Origin of the sequence: Nocardia colli, assembly GCF_008704205.1 — a bacterium.
Classification (GTDB): Bacteria; Actinomycetota; Actinomycetes; order Mycobacteriales; family Mycobacteriaceae; genus Nocardia; species Nocardia colli.
This window is the reverse complement of record NZ_VXLC01000010.1, coordinates 27,121-49,985: the sequence shown is the minus strand read 5'-3', so window position 1 is coordinate 49,985 and position 22,865 is coordinate 27,121. Positions and strand designations below refer to the sequence as shown.

Sequence of the window (22,865 nt, the reverse complement as noted above, 5' to 3'; positions counted from 1 at the left end):
AACGTGTTCTACATGATTGATCGGGAATACGATGTGGTGGTGGTCGGCAGCGGCGCTGCGGGCATGACCGCCGCCCTCACCGCCGCCCACCACGGGCTCAGCGTGGTGCTCATCGAGAAGGCCGCGCACTACGGCGGGTCCACCGCACGCTCCGGCGGTGGCGTCTGGATCCCCGGCAACAAGGCGCTGCGCGCGTCCGGCCGACCGGACGACCGCGAGGTGGCCCGCACCTACCTGCACAGCATCATCGGCGACGTGGTGCCCAAGGAGCGGATCGACACCTACATCGACCGGGGTCCGGAGGCGTTCGACTTCGTGCTCGACCACACCCCGCTGAAGATGAAGTGGGTGCCGGGCTACTCCGACTACTACCCGGAGGCGCCGGGCGGGCTGGGCGCGGGACGGTCCTGCGAACCGGCCCCGTTCAACGCCAAGGTGCTCGGCGCGGAGCTGGCCAACCTGGAGCCGCCCTACGCCAAGGCGCCACTGAACGTGGTGGTCATGCAGGCCGACTTCGTCCGGCTCAACCTGATCCGCAGACATCCGAAGGGCATGGCCCGCGCGCTGCGGGTCGGCGCGCGCACCTACTGGGCCAAGTTCACCGGCAAGCACATCCTCGGCATGGGCCAGGCGATCATCGCCGCCATGCGCAAGGGACTGCTCGACGCGAACGTGCCACTGCTGCTGAACACCCCGCTGACCGGGCTCGTGGTGGAGAACGGCGTGGTCACCGGGGTCGAGGCCGAGCACGAGGGGCAGCCGGTCACCATCACCGCGCGCTACGGCGTGGTCCTGGGCAGCGGCGGTTTCGAGCACAGCGCCGAGCTGCGCACCAAGTACCAGCGCCAGCCGATCACCACCGAGTGGACCACCGGCGCGGCCGCGAATACCGGCGACGGCATCGTCGCGGGCATGGCGGCGGGCGGCGACGTCGGCTTCATGGAGGACGCCTGGTGGGGTCCGACCATCTTCAAGGGCGGGCGGCCGTGGTTCGCGCTGGCCGAGCGCAATCTGCCGGGCACCATCATGGTCAACGCCACCGGCAAGCGGTTCGGCAACGAGTCCGCGCCCTACGTCGAGGCCGTGCACACCATGTACGGCGGCGAGTACGGGCAGGGCGAGGGCCCGGGCGAGAACATCCCGGCCTGGCTGGTCTTCGATCAGCGCTACCGCAACCGCTACATCTTCGCCGGATTGCAGCCGGGCCAGCGCTTTCCGTCGCGCTGGCTGGAGAACGACAACATCGTCAAGGCGGACTCCCTCGAAGAGCTGGCCACCAAGATCGGTGTCCCGGCGGCCGATCTCGCCGCCACCGTCGCCCGGTTCAACACCTTCGCCGAGACCGGCAAGGACGCGGACTTCGGCCGCGGTGACAGCCACTACGACCGGTACTACGGCGATCCGACGGTGAAGCCGAACCCGTGCCTCGCGGCGCTGATCCAAGGTCCGTTCTATGCCGCGAAGATCGTGCCCGGCGATCTCGGCACCAAGGGCGGCCTGGTCGCCGACACCGCGGGCCGGGTGCTGCGCGAGGACGGCAGCCCGATCGAAGGCCTGTACGCCGCGGGCAACAGCTCGACCCCGGTGATGGGCCACACCTACGCCGGTCCCGGCGCGACCATCGGGCCTGCGCTCACCTTCGGCTATCTGGCGGTGCTCGATATCGTCGAGAAGAAGGCGGCGCAGCCGACCCGTCCGATGCCGTCCAGCAAGGAGTCCTGATGCCGATCGATCCGAAAGTCGCGCTCGGGGCCGAACTTCCGAGCCGGGAGTTCGCCTGGACGCCGTCCGACGTGCAGCTGTATCAGCTCGGACTCGGCGCGGGCACGCGCTGGACCGACCCGGCCGAACTGCGGTATCTCGACGATCGCGGACCGCAGGTGCTGCCGACGTTCGCGACCGTCGCGCCGACCCTGCACGAGACCGAGCCGCCGCGGGTCAGCTTCCCCGGCATCGACATCGACCTGGCGAAGGTGGTGCACGGCCATCAGGAGGTGGAGGTGCACCGCCCGATCCCGGCCGCGGGCAAAGCGACCAGCACCGGGCGGATCACCGAGCTCTGGGACAAGGGTTCCGCGGCGGTGGTCGTGCAGGAGCAGACGGTCACCGGTTCCGACGGTGCGCCGCTGTGGACCGCGCGTTCGTCGATCTTCGCTCGCGGCGAGGGTGGTTTCGGCGGTGAGCGCGGGCCGAGCACCAAGTCCGAACTGCCGGATCGCGCACCGGATTTCGACGTGACCACGGCGACGCTGCCGCAGCAAGCGCTGCTCTATCGGATGTGCGGTGATCGCAATCCGCTGCACTCGGATCCCGAATTCGCCCGCGCTGCGGGCTTTCCCGCGCCGATCCTGCACGGGTTGTGCACATACGGCATCGTCTGCAAGACGGCTACGGACACCGTGCTCGGGTCGGATGCGAGCCGGGTCACCGGTTTTCGCGCGCGGTTCGCGGGTGTGCTCTATCCGGGTGAGACGATCCGCACCCGGATCTGGCAGCAGGACGGCGAACTGACCATCGCCGCGACGGTGGTCGAGCGCGCGGACGCGCCGGTGCTCGGCGACGTGACCCTGCGGTTCCGGTCCGCCTGAGTCTCCTGCACACGTCCATCAGGCACCCGCACGCTTCAAGAGGCGTGCGGGTTCGTTTGCGGGGCGCCGGTCGGCTGTGGTGTACCCGTGTTCCGGGCGCGGCGGATCGCTGCGCCATGAACTATCAAGGCGTACAACACGATCACCAGGATGGGCGCGGCCAACGGGGCCCAGGCAAGCTGCACTGGAAGCAAGGCCGCGCCGACGCCGACGGCGGCGAAACCGACCGCGCCGGTCACCGACGGGACCGTGGTCGGCACCACGCCGTGCGGGGCGGTGACGGTGGCGGCGTTGAGCAGATAGGCGGTCGCGACCAATCCCATTGCGGCGGCGGCGAGTACGCCGGGGTTCGCGACCGCGAGCACGCCGACGGCGAGCAGGACGGCGGCGACCGCGACCGGACGGAACCACCAGCCGAGTGCGACCAGGACGAGCGCGGGGATGGCGGCCCACGGTTCCAGCAGCGCCACCGACGTCACCAGCAATACGCCCGACAGGACGGCGAGGAAGCGGGTCATCGGCGCACCCGCACGGTACGACGATGCTCGGGCAGCACGCGCATGATCTGATCCAGCCGGGTGTCCGCCGGCCAGGCCACGATATCTACGCCGACAGTGCCCATGTCGCGGTACATGGAGGCGCGTTCGAGCTGCCACATCTTGGCCAAGGTCGGATCGAGCGCGCCCCGAAACGGCGTGCCGCGCAGGACATCCACCACCACCACGACGTGCCCGCGCTTACGCAGATCGATCAGCGCGAGCGCGAACTGGGTGTCGAGCAGCGTGGAGAACGCGACCACGATCGCGCCGAGCGGCACGGCCGAGTGCGGTGCCAGCGTACCGGTGGTGGGGATATGCTCGTCGCCGACGCCGAGCACGGTATCCACGACCCGGTAGAACTGCCGGCGCCCGATATCGGGCCGCAGCCAGCGCGGCGCTTGGCCGAGACACACCACGGCGGTCCGGTCGCCGGCTTGCAGAGTCGACTGGACGACCTGCGCCGCACCACGCACCGAGAGCTCGAGGGAATCGGTCGCCGGACCCGGAGCCTGTTGCGAGGTATCCACCAGCACAACGACATCCGCGGAGCGATTGGTCAACCGCTCGGTGACATACAACCGGCCGCGCCGCGCACTCACCGGCCAGTTCACGATGCGCAGCTGGTCACCCGGCGCGTAGGCGCGGATATCGGCGTACTCCACACCGGGCCCATGCCTGCGCGTGAGATGCGTGCCGAGCCGTTCGGGAAGTTCTGTGCGCGGCAAGCGCATTCGCTGCGGATCGGTGATCGGATAGACGAACAGTTGCCCTGCGGGCAGCACGACGTTCGCCACCGCGAGACCCGCCGGACTCAGCGCGGACACCCGCACCGACACCGGATAACGCCCCCACCGATCCGCCGACAGCGCGAGTCGCAGACCGGCGGGCGCGGCTCCGGAATCGCTGGCCTCCTCGACCTCGATACCAAGCGCCGTAACCTTTTCCGGCTTCAACCGCAGCAGCGCGTGCCCCTGCTCGACGAACGCGGCGACGGTCAGCACCACCTCTTCGGATTCGAAGCAGCGCAGCGTCCCGCCGCCATCCACCTGGATCCTGGTCGAGGACTGCTGCCACGGCGCGGTGGCGAGCACGCCGAGCAGCGGCGCGGCGAACACGACCAGCTGCCACCGCCCGAGCACCACCGCGAGCACCAGCGCCGCGGCGGCGCAGATCGCCAGCATGAAGACCAACGGTGCCGGGCGCCACCGCAATTCGGCCTCGACCGCGGTGCTGGCGTCGCGATGCCTCATGTCACAGTGGCGCGCGGAACAGGCAGGCGGCGCAGCAGTTCGGTGATCACGTCCTCGCCGCGGATCCGGCGCACCCACATCTCCGGGCGCAGGGTGATCCGGTGCGCCATGGCCGGAATCGCCAGGGCCTTCACGTCTTCCGGGATGACGTAGTCGCGGCCGAGCAGTAAGGCACGGGCGCGTGCCATCTGCACCAGGTCCAGTTCCGCGCGCGGACTCGCGCCGACCTCCACCTGCGGGTGCGCCCGGGTGGCCGTGGCGAGCGCGACCACGTAGCTCACCACATCCGGATGCACCGTGACGTACTCGACCGATTGGCGCATCTCCAGTAGGCCGTTCGCGTCCACCACCTGGGTGACCTGCGGCGTCGTCGCGCCTCGCTCCAATCGGCGGCGGATCATCTGCTTCTCGTCCGATTCGGAGAGGTAGCCGAGCCGGAGCTGGATCGCGAACCGGTCCAGCTGGGCCTCCGGCAGCGGGTAGGTGCCCTCGTACTCGATCGGGTTGTCGGTGGCCAGCACGATGAACGGCTGGGGCAGCTGGAAGGTTTCGCCGTCGATGCTGACTTGCCCCTCGGCCATCGACTCCAGCAGCGCCGCTTGGGTTTTCGGCGGGGTCCGGTTGATCTCGTCCGCGAGCAGCACGTTGGTGAACACCGGGCCGCGGCGAAAGGTGAAGCGGCCGGAGGTCATGTCGTAGATGGTCGAGCCGAGCAGATCGGCGGGTAGCAGGTCGGGGGTGAACTGTACGCGGGTGAATTGCAGACCCAGCGCCGCGGCGAACGACCTGGCGATCAGCGTCTTGCCGAGACCAGGCAGGTCCTCGATCAGGACGTGACCGCCGGCCAGCACGGCGATCATGATCAACCGCATTTCTTCCTGCTTGCCCACGATGACCCGGGATAGCTCCCGGAGCACGGCATCGCTGCGCTGGACCGTGACATCCATCGGCATCGTCATGTGTGTACCCGCACTTGCCTCAACCCATTTCACATTCTCTGCAGGCGGCTCAGGATCTCGTCCAGCGCCGCCCGTCCCGGTGCCCTACTGGTTTGATCACGCAATGCCGAGTTCGCCGGGTCCACCCAGCGCCACAGTTCCGGCCCGAACAGGTGGATGCCGGCGGCCTCGGTCGCCCTGCGGTTCTTCGTCACCCGCTGCCCGCTGGACAGCTCGAACTCCTTGGCCAGCAACGGGCGCAGGTGCCGGTCCCAGTCGGCGCGGGTGCCGTCGGCGCGGTCGGCGAGCATCTGCGCCCTGGCGTGCCAGCGGCGCAGCATCTCCGCCGGTCCGTTCTCGATCTCGTCGATGTCTTGGTAGCCGCGCGGCTCCGACCGCTCGAGCAGCGTCCAGACCAGCCAGGCGAAGGCCACCAGCACGGGTACCGCGGCGAGGAACAACAGCACCCCGCGCGCTCGGTCCAGGGTGACGATCTCGATCAGCGCGATGACGATCGCGGCACTGATGACGATGGCCGTTCGATTCAAGCTGCCGCCTCTCCTTGCAAGTCCGCCAGGACGATTCGCAAAAGCTGCTCGGCCCGCATCCGCTGCCACTCGAGCATCGCATGTGGACTGAATCTGGCCTCCTCGAACAGGGAGACCAGTTCCCGCGCCGAGGCGTCGTGCAGCGCGCCGCGTTCGAAGGCGCGGGCCAGCACCTCCATCGGGGTGTCCGAGGCCAGCGGCGCGGCGGCGCGATCGAAGGCGAGGCCGCGTTCCATGGCGACGTAGCAGGCGATGATCGCGGCGCGCGGCTCCTGGCCGGGCACATTCATTGCGGCCAAGCCCATTTCGGCCGCTCGGGCCAGCGAGTCCACCGCGGTGGGGGCGACCGGGACCAGCGGCAGCGGGGCCGGCGCGGGCCGGCGCCGGGCGGCCACCGCGACCACGACGAGCCCGGCGATGGCCACGCCGACCAGTGCGGCGGCGGCGATCGCGGTGAGCAGCAGGGCGGTGCCGGTGAGTTCGGCGGGGGTACTGCCGGGATCCGGTGCGCTGGTGGCGAACTCGGCCGGTGGCTGCCCGGTGGTCGGGACCGAGGCCGGTGGTGGGGGCGCGCTTTCCGGCCCGCTGCCGACGAAGAACACCGCGGCGGCGGCCGCGAGGATGAGCGAGACCACCGCGAGGCCGGCCAGCACCAGCAGGCCGACGCGGCCGAGACGCCACTGCTGGCGGTCGGTGTCGCGGTCGGGCTCGGGCATGGCCAGCGGCAGGCGGTGCTGGCTGGCGATCACGCCGGCCAGCAGGATCACCATGGACACGGTGAGCAGCACCGGCATCAATGCCACCGACAAGGCGGAGGGTGCGGACGGATTATCGCGGGATTCGGTCACTCCTGGGATGTATCCGCGCAATGCGATCGCGGCAAGGGCCAGCAACGTGATCAGCACGATCACGCGCATTATCGGCGCTCGCGCCCGGGCCACTGATTACCACCAAATCTGAGTACTGCACAAAACAGCCACATAGTTACATGCCGAGCGGTCCGCTCGGGAGCGAATCGAATACTTCGGAATACATCCGCTAAAACCGTGCATGGTGCCGTTCAGAGCCGGGTCGTCAGCGGCTTGCACAACTATCCGACGGGAGCGGGCGTGAATTGTGACAGTTCACAAAGTCGGCTGGCGAGTCGCGCGATATCCGGGACGCCGCGGATGCCGTCGACCAAGTCCGCCAAAGGCACTCGCGCCCGCACGGTGAGTTCCCGATCCGCGTCGTAGAGCACGTCGACCACGTTGACGAAACGCATCGCCCAGTCGGGTGGTACTTCGCGCAGCGGCGGTATGCCGGTGATGGTCCACTGTGGAAAACGCTGGGACAGTTCGACATAGTCCGCGGCGGCGGTGGGAGTGCCGCAGAGCGCGGCGAATTCGATGGTGAGCGCGGTGGCGGTGGCGGATCGGGCGCGCAATCGGCGGGGGCCGATCTGGACCTGGACCGAGTCGGGATTCGTTTCGCCGCGCGGCTTCGCGGGTCGATCCGTGGGATCGACCAGATACCGACCGGCCGCGAAACCTGTTCGGCCGTCGGGTGATCGGTCCGCCCGCGTGCGATAGTCCACCGGCCCGTCGAGCGAAATCACGTCGAGGTTCGCGGTGATCCGCGCGATCGTCGGCAGGAAATGCTCGTGAAACAGCGGATTCGGCAGCAACTCGGCGGGCGCGTAATTCGACGTAACCACCAGCGTCACTTGACGCTTGAACAAAGCATCGAGCATTCGAGCGATGAGCATCGCGTCACCGATGTCGTGCACATGGAATTCGTCGAAGCACACCAGCCGCGCATCCCCGAGCAACGCGGCGACCGCCTTATCGATGGAGCCGGACGCGTGCGCCGCCGCATGCAACCGAACAAAGAACTGATGAAAGTGAAAGCGCCGCTTACGATCCGAAGCCACCCCCGCGAAGAACCGATCCATCACCATGGTCTTCCCGCGCCCCGGCCCGCCGTACAGATAGACCCCGCGATGCCGCCGCACCGGCCGCCCCCGCCGATCCACCAGCTCCCCCAGCCGAGCCACCGCCCGCACCTGATCCGCGTCCAGCTGAATCTCGCCAGTCCCCATGCCGACCTCCTCCCCTACATGCTGGTAGGCGACGAGAGGCGGGTGCCAGCAAAGGTGACCAGGCCGACAACGTGACGGCCAGCTCAGATCACTCCGCTTCGGACGACTTCCACGGATCGAGGATCGTCACTCCGGTTGGTTCGAAGTCGCGTACATTGCGGGTGGCCACGGTCATCCCGTGCACCAACGCGGTAGCAGCGATGAGTGCGTCGCGCACCGGCCGAGAGTTGGGCACATGCAACTTGGCGCTGCGTCGGGCCACCGCCACATCGACCGGCAAGACCCGCTCGGCAAACGACGGCAGCACTTGCGATTCCAGCCACTTTCGCAAGATGCGGCCCTGTGCGGGATCGCGTCGCTCGACCCGCAGTACCCCGATTTCCAACTCCTGGACCGTGATAGCCGAGACATACATGCCAGCCACCGGGTTGTCGGCCGCCCACGAGTAGACGTTCTTGTCGACCTTGCCGGACCCGGCTTTCCTGAGCTCGGAGACCACATGGGTGTCGAGTAGGAACATCAGTCGAAATCCGCACCCTGGGCATGGTCCCGCAGATCTGGCAGGTCCAGTTCGATGTCCTCGGCACCCTCAGGCAAGCCGAGCAAGTCGAGAATCGTCACGCCACCCCCCGTAAGTCGCTCGTAGTCCGCATAGCTCAACAGCACATGCACAGGACGCCCCCGATCCGTGATGATGACCGGCCCACTCGACGCGGCCCGCTTGGCGCGCCCGGTGTCTTGATTGAACTCACGACTTGTCATAGTGGTGGCCGTCATGCAACTCCTAAACACGCTATGTAGATACGTTACTACATTGCTGGGTGGGGGTGTCAATCTCCGGCGGGCGAAGGTGGTGCCGACGCGTACCAGCCGCGTTCGCTGTAGGTGGTGCCGGTGAAGTGGGCGCGGATGCCGGCGGCGGGGTAGGCGATCATGGCGTCGGGGAGGGCGTCGAGGGGGAACCAGCGCAGTTCGTGGCAGCGGTCGGGTTCGCGGTTGGTGGGGTTGCCGGTCCAGTGGCGGGCCTCGAAGAACAGGCCGAGGCGGGGGTCGCGGCCGGAGCCGACCACGTGGGCGGTGTGGATGTGGCGCAGGTCGGCCGGGTCGAGGCGGACGCCGGTTTCCTCGGCGGCCTCGCGGACCGCGGCGGCGGTGGCGGATTCGCCTGCCTCGAGCTTTCCGGCGGGGAGGTGCCAGAGGCCGTCGAATTCGTCGTCGCTGCGGCGCTTGCTGAGCAGCAGGCGGCCGTCGCGGATGAGCAGGACGTGGACGTCGACCAGGTGCCGAGCGGTCATAGGGTTCCTCCCGTGCGGCGATCTTGCCGGTTCCAATTTACGCGGGGCTCAAGACCGCACGCCCAATTCGAGAGCGATTGCGCCGCGCACCAATTCGCGGGCCCGGGCGAGTTCGAGGGTGCCGCTGAGCCAGCGCATGCTCACGCCTTCGACCAGCGCGGTGAGGCGTTCGGCGGCGTCGGCGGGGGCGACCTCGGCGGCGACGGTGCCCTGCTCCTGCGCGCTGCGGATCAGTCCGCTCAGGTAGTCGGTCCAATGCGCGGTGGCGTCGCGGAGCTGCTCGCGCAGTTCGGGCTGGAAGACGGCGGTGGCGCGGGATTCGCCCCACGCGGTGCTGTTCTCGATGACCAGCGGCGTGTCCTGAAGCTCGAGCAGCAGCAGTTCCCGGAGGTGGCCGAGCGGGTCGGCGGCGGCGTCGACGTCGGATTCGGTGTAGCGCTCGGCCCGGGTGCTGATGAAGTCCAGGGTCTGCGCGAGCAGGCCGGCCCGGTCCTTGAAGTGGTAGTAGATCAGCGAGGTGGAGACGCCGGCCGCTTCGGCCAGCTCCTCTACCCGTAGGCCACGGATACCGCGTTGGGCGACCACGCGGGCGGCCGACTCCAGGATCGAATCACGACGAGACATGCGGACAATGATACCGTGTATTCCTGACTGAAATTTCAGTCAGGATCTCTTACCAGGATCATCGACTATCGGAGCCCGTGATGGAGAACCACATGTCCCGCCGATCTGCCTTCAGCGTCCTCGCCGGCCTGCTCGCCGCAGGCGTCTCGGCATGCGGCTCGTCCGAGCCGTCCAACTCCGGCGACCACGGCAATACCGGCATGCCACAGGCGGCCGGGCCGGGTGGCCGCTTCGGCGCCGAGTGGGAGAGCCACGCGCGCACCTTCATGTCCTGGCCGGCCCAGGCGGCGATCTGGGGGCAGTACCTCGGTGACGTGCGCAAGGACATCGCCGGGCTGGCCCGGGAGATCGCCGAGTACGAATACGTCGTCATGCTGGCCAGGGAGGATCAGCGCGACGCGGCGCAACGGGCGTGCGGTAGCGGCGTCGAGGTGATTCCGCTTGCGGTGGACGACCTCTGGGCCCGCGACACCGTCCCGGTCTTCGTCGAGCAGGCGGGCCAGGTGGTCGGCGTCGACCTCGGCTTCAACGGCTGGGGCAACAAACAGCGCCACGACAACGACGGGCCGCTCGGTCAGAAACTGTTGTCCCGCTACCAGATTCCGCGCTATCGGGCCCCGTTCGTCGCCGAGGGCGGCGCGCTGGAGACCGACGGCGAGGGCACCCTGCTGGTCACCGAGAGCTCGATCGTCAACGACAACCGCAATCCGGGCAAGAGCCGCGACCAGCTCGAGGCGGAGTTGAAGCAGACCCTCGGCATCGAGAAGGTGATCTGGTGCGCGGGCGTGCGCGGCGAGGACATCACCGATGCCCACATCGACTGCCTGGTCCGCTATGTGGCGCCCGGAGTCGTGTTGCTGGACACCGCGTTTCCCGGATCGCCGGCCGACTCGTGGTCACGGTCGAGCGAGCAGGCCAGGCAGGTGCTCGCCGAGGCCACCGACGCGCGCGGACGCAAGCTCCAGGTGATCGACCTGCCGCAGCCGGATCCGAACGAGATCACCGGCGAGGGCGACGAATTCGTGTCCAGCTACGCGAACTTCTACATCGCCAACGACGCGGTGTTCGTGCCCGAGTTCGGCGACCGGCGGGCCGACGACCGGGCGCGGGGCATCCTGCGCGATCACCTGCCGGGCCGGGACGTGGTCCCGGTCCCGATCGATGAGATCGCCGCGGGCGGCGGCGGCATCCACTGCTCGACGCACGACCAGCCGGGCGCGCCGATTCACTAGAGCGCCCGCTCAGTTGGCGCTGAGCACCAACCCCGAGGTCGGTACGCCGGTACCCGCGGTGACCACGATGTTCGTCACATCGTCCACCGGGTTCACCGAGGTGCCGCGAATCTGGCGTACCGCCTCGGCGATGCCGTTCATGCCGTGGATGTAGGCCTCGCCGAGCTGACCGCCGTGCGTGTTCAGCGGCAGCCGGCCGCCGACCTCGATCGCACCGTCGGCGATGAAGTCCTTGGCCTCGCCGCGACCGCAGAACCCGAGTTCCTCCAGCTGCATGAGGACGAACGGGGTGAAGTGGTCGTAGAGGATGGCGGCCTGCATATCGTCCGGGCGCAAACCACTTTGGGCCCACAGCTGATCGCCGACCAGGCCCATCTCGGGCAGGCCGGACATCGCGTCGCGGTAGTAGCTGGTCATCACGTACTGGTCGGCGCCGGAACCCTGTGCGGCGGCGGTGATCACGGCCGGTCGCTGCGGGAGATCGCGGGCCCGTTCGACGCTGGTGACCACGATGGCGACGCCGCCGTCGGACTCCTGGCAGCAGTCGAGCAGGTGCAGCGGTTCGGCGATCCAGCGCGAATTCTGGTGGTCTTCCAGGGTGATCGGCTTGCCGTAGAAGAACGCGGCGGGGTTGACCGCGGCGTGTTTGCGGTCGGCCACCGCCACGGCGCCGAAATCCGTACTGGTAGCGCCGTATACGTGCATATAACGCCGAGCGACCATGGCGACCTGCGCGGCGGGCGTGCCCAGCCCCTGCGGGTAGGACCAGCCCGCGTCGATGCCCGACGAGGTCGGAGCCGAGGCGAGCGCGGTGGAGAACTGGCCGAACCGCGACACCGAGCGCTCGTTGAAGGCGCGGTAGGCGACCACCACATCGGCGACGCCGGTGGCCACCGCCATCGCTGCCTGCTGGATGGTGGCGCAGGCCGCGCCGCCGCCATAGCCGATGTGGCTGAAGAACTTCAGCTGCGGGATGCCGACCGCCCGGGCCACCGCGGCCTGGGTGTTGGTGTCCATGGTGAAGGTGGTCAGGCCGTCGACGTCGTCGGGTGTGAGGCCCGCGTCGGCCAGCGCCGCGGTGACCGCCTCTGCGGCCAAACGCAATTCGCTGCGGCCGGAGTCCTTGGAGAAATCGGTGGCGCCTATACCGACGATGGCCGCGCGGGCCGAAATGCCTTCACTCATGTGAACTCCGGTAAGCGATAACGGCTTTCGCCGTGATGTGGTCGCCGAGACTGTCCTTGCCGACGATGTCGAGGTGGATGTCGTCGCCGTCGATGGCGGTAACCGTGCCGCTCAAGGTGAGCGTGTCGCCGGCGTACAGCGGGACACCGAGGCGCAGCGAGATCGACTTCAGTATTGCGCGCGGCCCGGCCCAGTCGGTGACGAACCGCTGCACGATGCCCGTGTCGGTGAGGATGTTGACGAAGATGTCCTTGGAACCGCGGGCGACCGCCTTGTCCCTGTCGTGGTGCACATCCTGAAAGTCCCTGGTGGCCAACGCGGTACTGACCACGAAGGTCGGATCCGCATGGATCGACAGCTCGGGCAGCACGGTGCCGACCTCTACCGAAGACGGTGTGACGGTCGCGGTCATGCGATCACCTGCCAGACCGGCAGCGTCGCGTCGTCGTCGAGCTTCTCGAACTCCACCTGGACGGGCAGCCCTACCTGAACCTCGGCGGGATCGATCCCGCGCAGTTCCCCGAGCATGCGCACCCCTTCCTCCAATTCGACCAGCGCGACCACGAACGGCAGTTGCCGCCCGGGCACTTTCGGCGCGTGGTGCACGACGTAGCTGAATACGGTGCCGCGCCCGGAGGCGACGACGTAGTCGGTCTGCTCCGACTTGTCCTTCCACAGGGCCGGGATCGGCGGATGCCGCAGCGAGCCGTCGGGCAGTTGCTGAATGCGCAGCTCCCCCGCTTTCGTTCCGTCCCAGAAGAATTCGGTGTCCCAGGAGACCAGCGGCTTGACCCGCTCGCCCGCGGGCGCCTGCGGCGCGGCGGTGCCGGGCGCGAATTTCAGCAGCCGGAACAGCATTTCGGCGACCAGCTCGTCGCCGACGTGCCAGCTGGTCAGGAAGGTGACGAACCAGCCCTCGCCCAGCGCCGTCCGCTTCGGACCACGGATCTCGGACAACCGGCTGGTCGCCGAGACCTGCTCGCCGACATTGAGATACCGGTGATAGGTCTGCTGACAGTCGGTGGCGACGACCGAGGTGTATCCGGCCGCGTCCAGCAGTTCGGTGGCGTCGCCCATCGGATCGTCCGCGGGGCGAACGCCGTTGAGCCCGAACATGGTCCACACCTGTGCCATGGCGGGCGGGGCGACGATGCCCGGATGTCCGGCCGCTTTGGCGGCCGCTTCGTCGACGTAGATGGGGTTGGTGTCGCCGATCGCCTCGACCCAGTTGTTGATCATCGGCTGGTTCACCGGGTCACGCCCGAACCGGGGCGTGCAATCACCGGCCGCCTTGATCCGTTCCGCCTCGGCGACGATCGCTTCCGGACTGGTTGTTTCCGGCACGCGCGGCTCCTTCTCGACTAGCACTGTCTGGTGGCTATCTGGGTACTCGCGGCAGTTTCAGCCCGGCCGTCGCGACGAGCTCGCGCATCACCTCGTTGACGCCGCCGCCGAAGGTGACCACCAGGTTCTGTTTGGTCCGCCGGTCCAGCCAGGTGAGCAGCTCGGCGGTGGCCGGATCGGCCGGATCGCCGTAGTGGCCGACGATCTCCTCGGCGAGCCGGCCCGCTTCTTGCAGCGCCTCGGTGGAGAAGACCTTGGTGGCCGACGCGTCGGCGATCACGCTCGCCGGGTCGCCGTCGACGGTCGCGGCCACCTGCCAGTTCAGCAGCTCGTTCAGCCGGACCATGGCATGAATGCGGCCGAGCGAGCGGCGCACATCGGTCTCGCCGAGCACGCCGCGCGGCTGCGCCCAGTCGCGCACCCGGTCGTAGAGCTGCTCGATCTTGCCGGACGGACCGAGGCTGACCCGCTCGTGGTTGAGCTGGGTGGTGATCAGCCGCCAGCCCGCGTTCTCCTCGCCGACCAGCATGTCGGCCGGCACCCGGACGTCGTCGAAGTACGTCGCATTGGTGTGATGCGCGCCGTCGCAGGTGATGATCGGCGTCCAGGAGTAACCCGGGTCCTTGGTGTCCACGATCAGGATGGTGATGCCGCGATGCCGCGACTCGACCGATCCGGTGCGGCAGGCCAGCCAGATGTAGTCGGCCTCGTGCGCGCCGGTGGTGAAGATCTTCTGGCCGTTGACCACCCAGTCGCCGGAGTCGTCGCGCACCGCGGAGGTGCGCAGCGAGGCCAGGTCGGTGCCGGCCTCCGGTTCGGAGTAGCCGATGGCGAAATGGACGTCGCCGGAAAGGATTCCGGGCAGGAACTGCTTCTTCTGCGCGTCGGTGCCGAACTGCTGCAGGGTCGGGCCGACGGTGAGCAGCGTGACCAAGGGCAGCGGAACATCCGCGCGCACGGCCTCATTGAAGAAGATCTGCTGTTCGACGGGACCGAAACCCTGCCCGCCGTACTGCTTCGGCCAGCCGACGCCGAGCCAGCCGTCGCGGCCCATCCGGCGCACCACCTCGCGGTAGGCGTCGCCGTGCCGGTTCACCGCCATCGCGGCTTCCTCGTCCGGGGTGACGAGATCGGCGAAGTACGAACGCAATTCGCCGCGCAGCTGACGCTGCTCGGCGGTCAGGTCGATGAACATCTGGCCCCCAAACGATCTAGTCGGAACGATGCGCCGCCGAGCCAGCGAGCGATGTCCTTGGCTTGTGAGTAGTAGCGGTGCATCGGGTGGGTGATGTCCACGCCGAGCCCGCCGTGCAGGTGATGACACTTCTGCATGGCGGCAGGCAGATCGGCGGCCACGCTGTAGGCCAGGACGTCGAGATCGTCGTCGATCCGCGCCTGGTGTTGCTGACTGGAATCGTCTTGCGCCAGTGCCCAATTCGCCGATACCGCGGCCACGTGCAGGGTGCGCGAGACGACGTAGAGATCGGCGATCTGCTGGGCGACGGCCTGGAATTCGGCCAGCGGCCTGCCGAATTGGCGGCGGGTCCGCAGGTGCTCGGCGGTCAGCACGAGCGCGCCCTTGAGCAGTCCGTCCGCGACCGAGCCGATCGAGGCGAGCGCTAGTCGATGCAGGTCGGCCAGGCCGCCGGGTAGTAGTTGCTCGGCCGGGATGCGCACCCGATCGAGCCGGACGGTGCATTCGGGGGTGCCGCCGGACACCGGCGACGGCACCCGGATCAAACCCTTCGCGTCCGAATCGATCAGCGCGATCCCGGAATTGGTCGGGATCAACAGCCAGCGGGCCTCCTCCGCGTACGGCACGGCGATCTTGTGCCCGGTGACCAGCACCGAGTCGCCGTCGGCTACCGCCGCCGTCTCCGGCTTGACCGCGAACGGCGCGGCCGGTTCGCTGAGCGCCGCGGTGAGGATCGCGCCCTCGGCCACCTCGGGATACACCCGCTCGGCCAGGTTGTCCGGCAGCACCGCGAGCAGCGGCAGCAGGCCGAAGCCCAGCGTCGGCAGCGCGGGCACCGCGACCGCGTCGGTGGCCAGCTCGGTCAGCAGCACCGATATCTCGGACAGCCCCATTCCGTCGCCGCCGAACCGCTCCGGCAGCGCGACCGAGAGCAGCCCGGTCTCGGCCAGGCTCGGCCACAAGGCGAAATCACGGGCCGGTTCCCGTTCCAATAAACTCACGACGACCTCGGCCACCGCGTCCTGGCCCTCGTCCCTGGTGAAATCCATGCTTAATCTCCAGTCGACTCGTCGCTAGCTGTCCACGTCGCGAGGTAGCCCGAGAATCCGCTCACCGGCGACGGTCAGCAGGATTTGTTCGGTGCCGCCTGCAATCGATAAACAGCGTGTGAGCAGGAATTCTTTTACCACTTCCGAGTCCTGCGCACCGGCGGGACCTGCCGACTCGGCGGCGAATTCCGCGACCGCCTGGCGATGCCGGACGCCGACTAGTTTGCGCACGCTGCTCTGTGCGCCGGGATCGGCGCCGGCCAACATTTTTACGGCGGCGCGCTGTTCGAGCAGTAAACCTGCAATCGCGTCGGCGACAAATCCGCCGAGGCGGTCGTTCACCAACTCCGTACCGGGTCCGGTGGCGGGCGATTTCGCGATGAGTTCTTCCAGCACCGGCCCGATGCCGTTGCCGCCCATCGCCACCCGCTCGGTGGACAGCGTCGATCTGGCGATCTTCCAGCCGTTGCTCAGCGCACCGACCACGCCGTCGTCCGGGACGAAGACGTCGTCGAGGAACACCTCGCTGAACCGGGCCTCGCCGGTGATCTGCACCAGCGGGCGGACTTCCAGTCCGGCGCTGTGCATGTCGACGAGGAAGTAGCTGATGCCGCGGTGTTTCGGCGCGTCGGGATCGGTGCGGGCCAGGCAGATCGCCCAGTTCGCCTTGTCGCCCAGCGAGGTCCACACCTTCTGCCCGTTCAGCACCCAGCCGCCGTCCACCTTTTTCGCGGTGGTGCGCAACGCGGCCAGGTCGGATCCGGCGCCCGGTTCGCTGAACAGCTGGCACCAGACGACGTCGCCGCGCAGCGTCGGCCAGGCGAAGCGATCGATCTGCTCCTCGGTGCCGTGCTGCAATAGCGTGGGCACCGCCCAGCCGCCGATGGCCAGGTCGGGCGCGGTGAGGCCGGCCCGGCGCAGCTCTTCCGAAATCAGCAGACCGGTCATCGGATCCGCGCCGCGACCGTACGGCGCCGGCCAGTGCGGCATGGCCAGGCCGGCGTCGACCAGGGCCGAGCGCTGCTGATCGACGGGCAACGCGGCGATCCGCGAAACCTCGGCCGACAGCTCGTCGGCGCTGCTGCCGTCCACGGCCGCAACACCTTCGGCGGCGAAGACCCGGTCGGCGCCGGTGGTGCGGCGATGACCCGCGCGGGTCAGTTCGGTGAGCCGGGCCCGCCAGCGCGCCGACCCGCCGAGCAGCTGGCGCAGGGCCACCGCCCGGCGCAGGTACAGATGCGCGTCGTGCTCCCAGGTGAAGCCGATGCCGCCGAGCACCTGGATGCAGTCCTTGGCGGTGTCGACCGCGGCGTCGAGCGAGATGGCGGCGGCGATCGCGGCCGCGACGGGCAGCTCCGCGCCGCCCTCATCCACCGCGGCCGCGGCGTCGGCCGCCACGGCGCGGATCAATTCGGCCCGGCACAGCATCCAGGCGCAGATGTGCTTGACCGCCTGGAACGAGCCGATCTTGCGCCCGAATTGCTCACGGACCTTTGCGTATTCGACCGCGGTCTCCAGGCACCAGCCGGCCAGACCGGCCAGCTCGGCCGCGGCCAGCACCACGACCAGATCCTCGACCGCGTACGGCGACGCGAAGATCTGCTCGGGCGCTACCCGCACGTCGGTGCAGTGCACCCGGGCCAGCGGCGTGCTCAGGTCCAGCGGCGCGAGCGGTTCGACCCGAAGCCCGTCCGCGTCCGGCTCGAGCAGGATCCAGCGCTGCCCCTGCGGTGCGGAAACCGGCAGCAGCACAGCTGTTTCCGGCGCCGCGCCGAGGACCGAATCCCAGGAACCGGTCAGCGACAGCTCACCGTTCGCGGCCGCTACGCTGACCTGCGCGCCGACAATGAAGTCCAGCGCGACGCCACACGGTAATTGCTCGTCGAGCTGTCCCGCGGTGATCAGATTGGCCAGGGCCGTGGCCAGCACCGGCCCGCCGACCAGGTCGTGCGCGGCCTGCTCGACCAGCACGGCGAGATCGGCGACCGAGCCGCCCGCTCCGCCGGAGTCCTCGGCCACGGCGACCCGGAAGATGCCGAGATCGGCGAGGCCGGGCCAGTACGCGCGCCAGAAGGCGCTCGGATCGGTCCGCATTGTTGCAATTGGACGCACCGATCCGGCCCACCCACGCATCGACTCCTGGACGGCTTTATGCTCGTCAGTGGTGGCGATGGTCACACTCCGTACCGCCTTCCCGGCGTGACTCCCACACCTAGAACATGTTCTAATATCCTAGCTGTGCGGAAGTCAAGAGACGACCGCCGAGCCGATACTCGGGCCAGTTACACGAACGACGTCTCCGGAAAGGACTCTCACCGATGGCCAGTCCCTCCCGATCGCAGCCGGCCGATGGCAATGCGGCACCGGCTACCGCGACCGTTACGACGCTCAGTGAGGACGAGCTGAGTTCGGCCGCGCAGCGGGAACGGCGTAAGCGGATTCTCGACGCGACGCTGGCGCTGGCCTCCAAGGGCGGCTACGACGCGGTCCAGATGCGGGCCGTGGCCGAACGCGCCGATGTCGCAGTCGGGACGTTGTACCGGTATTTCCCCTCGAAAGTGCACCTGCTGGTGTCCGCGCTGTCGCGCGAATTCGAGCAGATCGAAGGCAAGCGCAAGCCGCTTGCCGGACAGTCGCCGCAGGAGCGCATGCACCTGCTGCTGCAGCAGATCACCCGGATGATGCAGCGCGATCCGCTGCTCACCGAGGCCATGACGCGCGCGTTCATGTTCGCCGACGCGTCCGCGGCGGCCGAGGTCGATCGGGTCGGCAAGGTGATGGATCGGGTGTTCGCCCGCGCCATGAACGACGGCGAACCGGACGAGCGCCAGCTCGCCATCGCCAGGGTGATCAGCGATGTGTGGCTGTCGAACCTGGTCGCGTGGCTGACCCGGCGCGCGTCGGCGACCGACGTGACCGAGCGCCTGGAGCTGACCGTCGACCTGTTGCTCGGCGACCGCACCTAGCATTCGGACAGCCAGCACATACCCGGCAAATGACGAGCGACCGCCGGGTTCGTGCGGAAGATCACATTCGGCACCGAAGGCGGGCCGGGCGCACAGAATTCGCGTCCGCGCCCGCCGCTCGGCGTAGTCGGGTAGCGCGAGTTTTGCGCGCCCCCTGCAGCACCCATCGCACATCGGCATGATCGCAGCGCACGCGAAGAAGTGACCAGTTGTGGCCGCTCGGACCCGAGTTCGGGCCCTCGCCGCGCACTCCGGCGCGAACGGGCGGAAAATTAGACACAGCGCACGCATAGCGGCGGGCGTCGGTGCGGCAAATCTAACCCAGTATTGTTCTGCCCGCCCATGAAAAAACTCCTCCGATCACTAGGTTGGATGCGTGAGCGCACAGGATCTGCCACTGGAACTTCGTCGTGCACTGTCGACAGTCGCGCGAGTGCCGAGACTGTTGGTTGCCTCGGACTATGACGGGACGCTTGCGCCCATCGTTTCCGACCCGGCGAAGGCCTTTCCACACCGGGAATCGGTGAGTGCGTTACGCGCACTCGCCGGACTCACCGGAACCACCGCCGCGGTCATTTCCGGCCGCGCGCTGCGAGACCTCGCCGCTTTGTCGCGACTTCCGGTCGAGGTACAACTGATCGGTAGTCACGGCTCGGAATTCGACGTCGGCTTCGTGCACGCCATCGACAACGACGCCAAACAACTGCTCCAAGAGGTGCAGTCCGCGCTGACCCAGGTCGCCGCGGAGAACCCCGGCGTCACCGTCGAGATCAAGCCGGCCAGCGTCGCGCTGCACGTGCGCAACGCCAGTCCGGAGATCGGCCACCGGGCGCTGACCCAGGTCCGGCAGGGGCCGGCGCTGTGGTTCGGCGTGCAGGTGACCGAGGGCAAGGCCGTCATCGAATTGGCCGTGGTGCAAACCGACAAGGGCACCGCACTCGACACCATCCGGCATCAGGCCGCCGCGTCGGCCGCGGTGTTCTTCGGTGACGACGTGACCGACGAGAAGGCCTTCCGCGTGCTGTCCGGCCCTGACCTCGGCATCAAGGTGGGCGAGGGCGACAGCCAGGCCAAGTACCGGGTCGACAGCACCGAGGCGGTGTCCTGCGCACTGGCCTTCCTGCTGGAGGAGCGGCGCACCTGGCTGGCCGGCGCGAGCGCGCCCCGGATCGAGCGGCTGACCATGCTGGCCAGCCCGCGCTCGGTGGCGCTGCTGACCCCGGACGCGACGGTCACCTGGTTCTGTCATCCGGAACCGGACTCGGCCGCGGTGTTCGCGCACCTGCTCGGCGGACCGCAGGCCGGGCACTTCACCATCGAGCCGGAACGGCCCGGCCTGCCGCTGTCGCAGCGCTACATCGACAGCACCATGACCGTCGAAACCCGTTGGGCCAAGCTGCAAGTGGTGGACTACCTGCCGCACGATGTGGCCGCCACGCGGACCGACCTGACCCGGGTGATCACCGGTGACGCCAAGGCCGTGGTGACCTTCGCGCCGCGCCCGGAATTCGGCCAGGTGCCGGTGAGCATCGAAGCCTCGGAGAACGGGCTGCGGGTGCTCGGCACCAACGATCCGATGGTGCTGCGCTCCCCCGGACTCACCTGGGAGATCATCAGCGACGGCACGCACGACTCCGCGCGCGCCGTGGTCGACCCGGCCAAGGGCCCGATCGTGCTGGAAATGCGTTGCGGCACCTCCGATCTCACGCCGGCCAAGACCGACGAGCTGGAGCGGCGCCGGATCGCCGAAGGCTACTGGTCGCAGTGGGCGGGCACGTTGCAGCTGCCGTCGCTGAAGCCGGACCTGATGAAGCGTTCCGCGCTGACCTTGCGCGGGCTGGTGCACGCGCCGTCCGGGTCCATCCTGGCCGCGGCCACCACGTCGCTGCCGGAAGACATCGGCGGCGTGCGCAACTGGGACTACCGGTACTGCTGGCTGCGCGACGCGTCGCTGACCGCGCAGGCCCTGGTGTCGCTCGGTTCGCTCGGCGAGGCCGAGCAGTTCCTCGGCTGGGTGCACCGCGTGCTGGAGACGCTGCCCGGACCCGAGCGCCTGCACCCGCTGTACACGCTGTACGGCGAGACGCTGCCGCCCGAGGCCGTGATCGATCAGCTGCCCGGCTACGCGGGTTCGCGCCCGGTCCGGGTCGGCAACGCGGCCAACATGCAGGTGCAGCTGGACGTGTTCGGCCCGATCGTCGACCTGATCGCGAGCCTGTCGCACGCGCGGGAGCTCCAGGGCATCACCGATCCGGCCGCGGCGCTGCCGGACGCGGACTGGGAACTGGTGCGCGCCATGGTTTCCGCGGTGCAGCGGCGCTGGCAGGAACCCGACCACGGCATCTGGGAGATCCGCGGCAACCCGCGCCATCACGTGTACTCGAAGGTGATGGGCTGGCTGACCGTGGACCGGGCGCTGACCCTGGCGCAGAAGTTCGCGCGCGAGGTCGACCCGGCCTGGACGGTGCTGCGCGACACCATCGCCGAGGAGGTGAAGTCGAAGGGCTGGAACGACGAGGTCCAGTCGTTCACCGCGGCCTACGACGGCACCGACCTGGACGCGGCGACGCTGCACATCGGATTGAGCGGGCTGATCGATCCGTCCGATCCGCGCTTCGCCGCGACCGTCGTCGCGACCGAGGCCGAACTGCGCAGCGGCTCGACGGTGTACCGCTACCACCACGACGACGGCCTGCCCGGCGGCGAGGGCGGCTTCCACCTCTGCGCGGCCTGGCTGGTCGAGGCGTACCTGCTGATCGGCAAGCGTTCGGACGCCGAGGCGCTGTTCGCTCAGCTGGTGGACGTGGCCGGACCGACCGGACTGCTCAGCGAGGAATACGACCCGGTGGCCGAACGCTCGCTCGGCAATCACCCGCAGGCCTACAGCCATCTCGGCCTGCTGCGGTGCGCCCAGCTGCTCGGTCAGCCGGCGGAGGTGCTCGTCTAACCGGTTCCATCGGAGTTCTCCGGGCCCGTCGACGGCCGCGCAACCGCGCGTCCCGGTCGGCGGGCCCGGACTCGTCTCGGCGGCGCGCAGTTGCTAAAGTGAAACAGAAACCATTTCCATTAAGCTGCGTAGTGTCACCCGCTCGAGTGCGTCACCAGCTGTTGAGCGTCACAGGAGTGCCCCCGCGTGAAGACAAGCATTGCCATACGGTTCGCCGGTGTCGCCGTGGGGGTTGTCGCCGCACTCTCGCTCACCGCCTGCGGCAGCGACACGAAGGATTCGGGTAAGCCGAGCGTCATCGCGTCCACCAACGTCTGGGGCGATATCGCCGCGACGATCGCCGGGCCGGACGCCACGGTCGAATCGATCATCAGCGACCCGTCCGCCGACCCGCACTCGCACGAGACCTCGGCGGTCGAGTCGGCCAAGCTGCGCGACGCGGACCTGGTCGTCTACAACGGCGGCGGCTACGACGAGTTCGCCGAGAAGGCGGTGGCGGGGCGGAACAAGCGCACCGTCGACGCGTTCGAATCCCGGCCGGACAAGGGTGATTCGAACGAGCACGTCTTCTACGACATGAAGACCGTCGCGACGGTCGCGGACCGGATCGCGAGCAGCCTGGGCGAGCTGGCCCCCGGCGCCGCGGCCGGTTTCACCGAGCGGGCCGCCACGTTCAAGAGCGGACTGGCCGGAATCACCTCGATCGCAGGCAAACTCGCCGCCGAGCACCCGAAGACGCCGGTGCTGCAGACCGAACCGCTGGCGCACTACCTGCTGCTCGCCGCGGGGGTCGAGGACAAGACGCCGCACGAGTTCCAAGAGGCGATCGAGCAGGAGACCGATCCCGCCCCCGCCGCCGTGGCCGCGACCCGGGAACTGTTGACCGGCAAGCAGGTTCGCGCGCTCGTCTACAACGTGCAGACCCAGGACAAGATCACCAAGGACCTGCGTTCGGTGGCCAAGTCGAACGGGCTGGCGGTGGTCGAGGTGACCGAAACCCTGCCCGCCGGAGTGGATTACCTGCAGTGGCAGACCAAGAACGCCCAGGTGCTCAGCGCGGCGTTGAGTTGAGTTGAGTTGAGCGA

General features: G+C 68.6%; 22 protein-coding genes. 6 read left to right on the top strand and 16 right to left on the bottom strand.

The genetic code is table 11. The features are described from left to right. Positions 1-3: 3 nt before the first annotated feature. The gene (gene kstD / locus F3087_RS21140) at positions 4-1,722 is read left to right on the top strand and encodes a 3-oxosteroid 1-dehydrogenase (RefSeq protein ID WP_150403754.1); all 1,719 of its coding nucleotides are present in this window, start codon (positions 4-6) and stop codon (positions 1,720-1,722) included. Continuing rightward, positions 1,722-2,588, top strand: a complete 867-nt coding sequence (locus F3087_RS21135) for a MaoC/PaaZ C-terminal domain-containing protein (protein ID WP_150403753.1) — start codon at positions 1,722-1,724, stop codon at positions 2,586-2,588. The genes kstD and F3087_RS21135 overlap by 1 nt, the downstream gene beginning before the upstream one ends. 35 nt (positions 2,589-2,623) lie before the next feature. Here F3087_RS21135 and F3087_RS21130 read toward each other — a convergent pair whose 3' ends face one another. The 10 genes from F3087_RS21130 to F3087_RS21085 all read right to left on the bottom strand — a co-directional run bounded on the left by F3087_RS21130 (position 2,624) and on the right by F3087_RS21085 (position 9,862). After that, on the bottom strand, positions 2,624-3,106 hold the full coding sequence (locus F3087_RS21130; RefSeq protein WP_150403752.1) for a hypothetical protein: 483 nt from the start codon (positions 3,104-3,106) through the stop codon (positions 2,624-2,626). Further along, a complete protein-coding gene (locus tag F3087_RS21125) occupies positions 3,103-4,377 on the bottom strand; it encodes a DUF58 domain-containing protein (RefSeq protein ID WP_150403751.1) in 1,275 nt (424 codons plus the stop codon). Before F3087_RS21125 ends, F3087_RS21130 begins: the two co-directional genes overlap by 4 nt. Continuing rightward, positions 4,374-5,336 carry an AAA family ATPase gene (locus F3087_RS21120; protein WP_150403750.1) on the bottom strand — a complete coding sequence of 321 codons (963 nt, stop codon included), beginning with the start codon at positions 5,334-5,336 and terminating at the stop codon, positions 4,374-4,376. The genes F3087_RS21125 and F3087_RS21120 overlap by 4 nt, the downstream gene beginning before the upstream one ends. Positions 5,337-5,365: 29 nt before the next feature. Then, complete coding sequence (locus F3087_RS21115; RefSeq protein ID WP_150403749.1) at positions 5,366-5,863, bottom strand: hypothetical protein; 498 nt, start codon at positions 5,861-5,863, stop codon at positions 5,366-5,368. Further along, the gene (locus F3087_RS47155) at positions 5,860-6,780 is read right to left on the bottom strand and encodes a DUF4129 domain-containing protein (protein WP_191094082.1); all 921 of its coding nucleotides are present in this window, start codon (positions 6,778-6,780) and stop codon (positions 5,860-5,862) included. The genes F3087_RS21115 and F3087_RS47155 overlap by 4 nt, the downstream gene beginning before the upstream one ends. A 173-nt stretch (positions 6,781-6,953) precedes the next feature. Then, on the bottom strand, positions 6,954-7,943 hold the full coding sequence (gene zapE / locus F3087_RS21105) for a cell division protein ZapE (RefSeq protein ID WP_150403747.1): 990 nt from the start codon (positions 7,941-7,943) through the stop codon (positions 6,954-6,956). An 88-nt stretch (positions 7,944-8,031) separates the two neighbouring features. After that, entirely contained in the window at positions 8,032-8,463 is a 432-nt protein-coding gene (locus F3087_RS21100; RefSeq protein WP_150403746.1) for a type II toxin-antitoxin system VapC family toxin, read from the bottom strand. Further along, positions 8,463-8,720, bottom strand: a complete 258-nt coding sequence (locus F3087_RS21095; RefSeq protein WP_150403745.1) for a type II toxin-antitoxin system Phd/YefM family antitoxin — start codon at positions 8,718-8,720, stop codon at positions 8,463-8,465. Before F3087_RS21095 ends, F3087_RS21100 begins: the two co-directional genes overlap by 1 nt. Before the next feature lie 53 nt (positions 8,721-8,773). Continuing rightward, on the bottom strand, positions 8,774-9,238 hold the full coding sequence (locus F3087_RS21090) for an NUDIX hydrolase (RefSeq protein ID WP_150403744.1): 465 nt from the start codon (positions 9,236-9,238) through the stop codon (positions 8,774-8,776). A gap of 48 nt (positions 9,239-9,286) precedes the next feature. Beyond that, a complete protein-coding gene (locus F3087_RS21085; protein ID WP_150403743.1) occupies positions 9,287-9,862 on the bottom strand; it encodes a TetR/AcrR family transcriptional regulator in 576 nt (191 codons plus the stop codon). 92 nt (positions 9,863-9,954) lie between these two features. Between F3087_RS21085 and F3087_RS21080 the strand changes: the two genes are divergently transcribed. Further along, entirely contained in the window at positions 9,955-11,094 is a 1,140-nt protein-coding gene (locus tag F3087_RS21080) for an agmatine deiminase family protein (RefSeq protein ID WP_223885245.1), read from the top strand. A 9-nt stretch (positions 11,095-11,103) separates the two neighbouring features. Here the strand turns inward: F3087_RS21080 and F3087_RS21075 are convergent, their stop codons facing one another. From F3087_RS21075 to F3087_RS21050, 6 genes are read right to left on the bottom strand one after another with little or no spacing between them, the layout of a single operon-like run. Then, a complete protein-coding gene (locus F3087_RS21075) occupies positions 11,104-12,279 on the bottom strand; it encodes a lipid-transfer protein (protein ID WP_150403741.1) in 1,176 nt (391 codons plus the stop codon). Then, positions 12,272-12,691, bottom strand: a complete 420-nt coding sequence (locus F3087_RS21070; protein WP_150403740.1) for a MaoC family dehydratase — start codon at positions 12,689-12,691, stop codon at positions 12,272-12,274. Before F3087_RS21070 ends, F3087_RS21075 begins: the two co-directional genes overlap by 8 nt. Further along, positions 12,688-13,623, bottom strand: coding sequence for a bifunctional MaoC family dehydratase N-terminal/OB-fold nucleic acid binding domain-containing protein (locus tag F3087_RS21065; RefSeq protein WP_150403739.1), 936 nt, complete (start codon positions 13,621-13,623; stop codon positions 12,688-12,690). Before F3087_RS21065 ends, F3087_RS21070 begins: the two co-directional genes overlap by 4 nt. A 34-nt stretch (positions 13,624-13,657) precedes the next feature. Further along, positions 13,658-14,818 (bottom strand): acyl-CoA dehydrogenase family protein, encoded by a 1,161-nt coding sequence (locus tag F3087_RS21060; protein WP_150403738.1) that lies wholly within the window; start codon positions 14,816-14,818, stop codon positions 13,658-13,660. Next, positions 14,803-15,867 (bottom strand): acyl-CoA dehydrogenase family protein, encoded by a 1,065-nt coding sequence (locus tag F3087_RS21055; RefSeq protein WP_150403737.1) that lies wholly within the window; start codon positions 15,865-15,867, stop codon positions 14,803-14,805. Before F3087_RS21055 ends, F3087_RS21060 begins: the two co-directional genes overlap by 16 nt. Positions 15,868-15,891: 24 nt before the next feature. Next, a complete protein-coding gene (locus F3087_RS21050) occupies positions 15,892-18,045 on the bottom strand; it encodes an acyl-CoA dehydrogenase (RefSeq protein WP_150403736.1) in 2,154 nt (717 codons plus the stop codon). A 140-nt stretch (positions 18,046-18,185) separates the two neighbouring features. Between F3087_RS21050 and kstR the strand changes: the two genes are divergently transcribed. The 3 genes from kstR (at position 18,186) to F3087_RS21035 (ending at position 22,851) form a co-directional block, all read left to right on the top strand. Further along, positions 18,186-18,833 (top strand): cholesterol catabolism transcriptional regulator KstR, encoded by a 648-nt coding sequence (gene kstR / locus F3087_RS21045; protein ID WP_150403735.1) that lies wholly within the window; start codon positions 18,186-18,188, stop codon positions 18,831-18,833. Positions 18,834-19,209: 376 nt separating this feature from the next. Next, positions 19,210-21,780: a trehalose-phosphatase gene (gene otsB, locus F3087_RS21040; protein WP_150403734.1), complete on the top strand. Its 2,571-nt coding sequence runs from the start codon at positions 19,210-19,212 to the stop codon at positions 21,778-21,780. A gap of 186 nt (positions 21,781-21,966) precedes the next feature. Further along, positions 21,967-22,851 carry a metal ABC transporter solute-binding protein, Zn/Mn family gene (locus tag F3087_RS21035; protein ID WP_150403733.1) on the top strand — a complete coding sequence of 295 codons (885 nt, stop codon included), beginning with the start codon at positions 21,967-21,969 and terminating at the stop codon, positions 22,849-22,851. The last annotated feature ends 14 nt before the right edge of the window (positions 22,852-22,865 follow it).

Bases quoted from the DNA above. Each gene is read 5' to 3' on its own strand.
- F3087_RS21135 (WP_150403753.1), top strand. From the start codon at position 1,722: ATGCCGATCGATCCGAAAGTCGCGCTCGGGGCCGAACTTCCGAGCCGG.
- F3087_RS21130 (WP_150403752.1), bottom strand. From the start codon at position 3,106: ATGACCCGCTTCCTCGCCGTCCTGTCGGGCGTATTGCTGGTGACGTCG.
- F3087_RS21125 (WP_150403751.1), bottom strand. From the start codon at position 4,377: ATGAGGCATCGCGACGCCAGCACCGCGGTCGAGGCCGAATTGCGGTGG.
- F3087_RS21120 (WP_150403750.1), bottom strand. From the start codon at position 5,336: ATGACGATGCCGATGGATGTCACGGTCCAGCGCAGCGATGCCGTGCTC.
- F3087_RS47155 (WP_191094082.1), bottom strand. From the start codon at position 6,780: ATGCGCGTGATCGTGCTGATCACGTTGCTGGCCCTTGCCGCGATCGCA.
- zapE (WP_150403747.1), bottom strand. From the start codon at position 7,943: ATGGGGACTGGCGAGATTCAGCTGGACGCGGATCAGGTGCGGGCGGTG.
- F3087_RS21100 (WP_150403746.1), bottom strand. From the start codon at position 8,463: ATGTTCCTACTCGACACCCATGTGGTCTCCGAGCTCAGGAAAGCCGGG.
- F3087_RS21095 (WP_150403745.1), bottom strand. From the start codon at position 8,720: ATGACGGCCACCACTATGACAAGTCGTGAGTTCAATCAAGACACCGGG.
- F3087_RS21090 (WP_150403744.1), bottom strand. From the start codon at position 9,238: ATGACCGCTCGGCACCTGGTCGACGTCCACGTCCTGCTCATCCGCGAC.
- F3087_RS21085 (WP_150403743.1), bottom strand. From the start codon at position 9,862: ATGTCTCGTCGTGATTCGATCCTGGAGTCGGCCGCCCGCGTGGTCGCC.
- F3087_RS21080 (WP_223885245.1), top strand. From the start codon at position 9,955: ATGTCCCGCCGATCTGCCTTCAGCGTCCTCGCCGGCCTGCTCGCCGCA.
- F3087_RS21075 (WP_150403741.1), bottom strand. From the start codon at position 12,279: ATGAGTGAAGGCATTTCGGCCCGCGCGGCCATCGTCGGTATAGGCGCC.
- F3087_RS21070 (WP_150403740.1), bottom strand. From the start codon at position 12,691: ATGACCGCGACCGTCACACCGTCTTCGGTAGAGGTCGGCACCGTGCTG.
- F3087_RS21060 (WP_150403738.1), bottom strand. From the start codon at position 14,818: ATGTTCATCGACCTGACCGCCGAGCAGCGTCAGCTGCGCGGCGAATTG.
- F3087_RS21055 (WP_150403737.1), bottom strand. From the start codon at position 15,867: ATGGATTTCACCAGGGACGAGGGCCAGGACGCGGTGGCCGAGGTCGTC.
- kstR (WP_150403735.1), top strand. From the start codon at position 18,186: ATGGCCAGTCCCTCCCGATCGCAGCCGGCCGATGGCAATGCGGCACCG.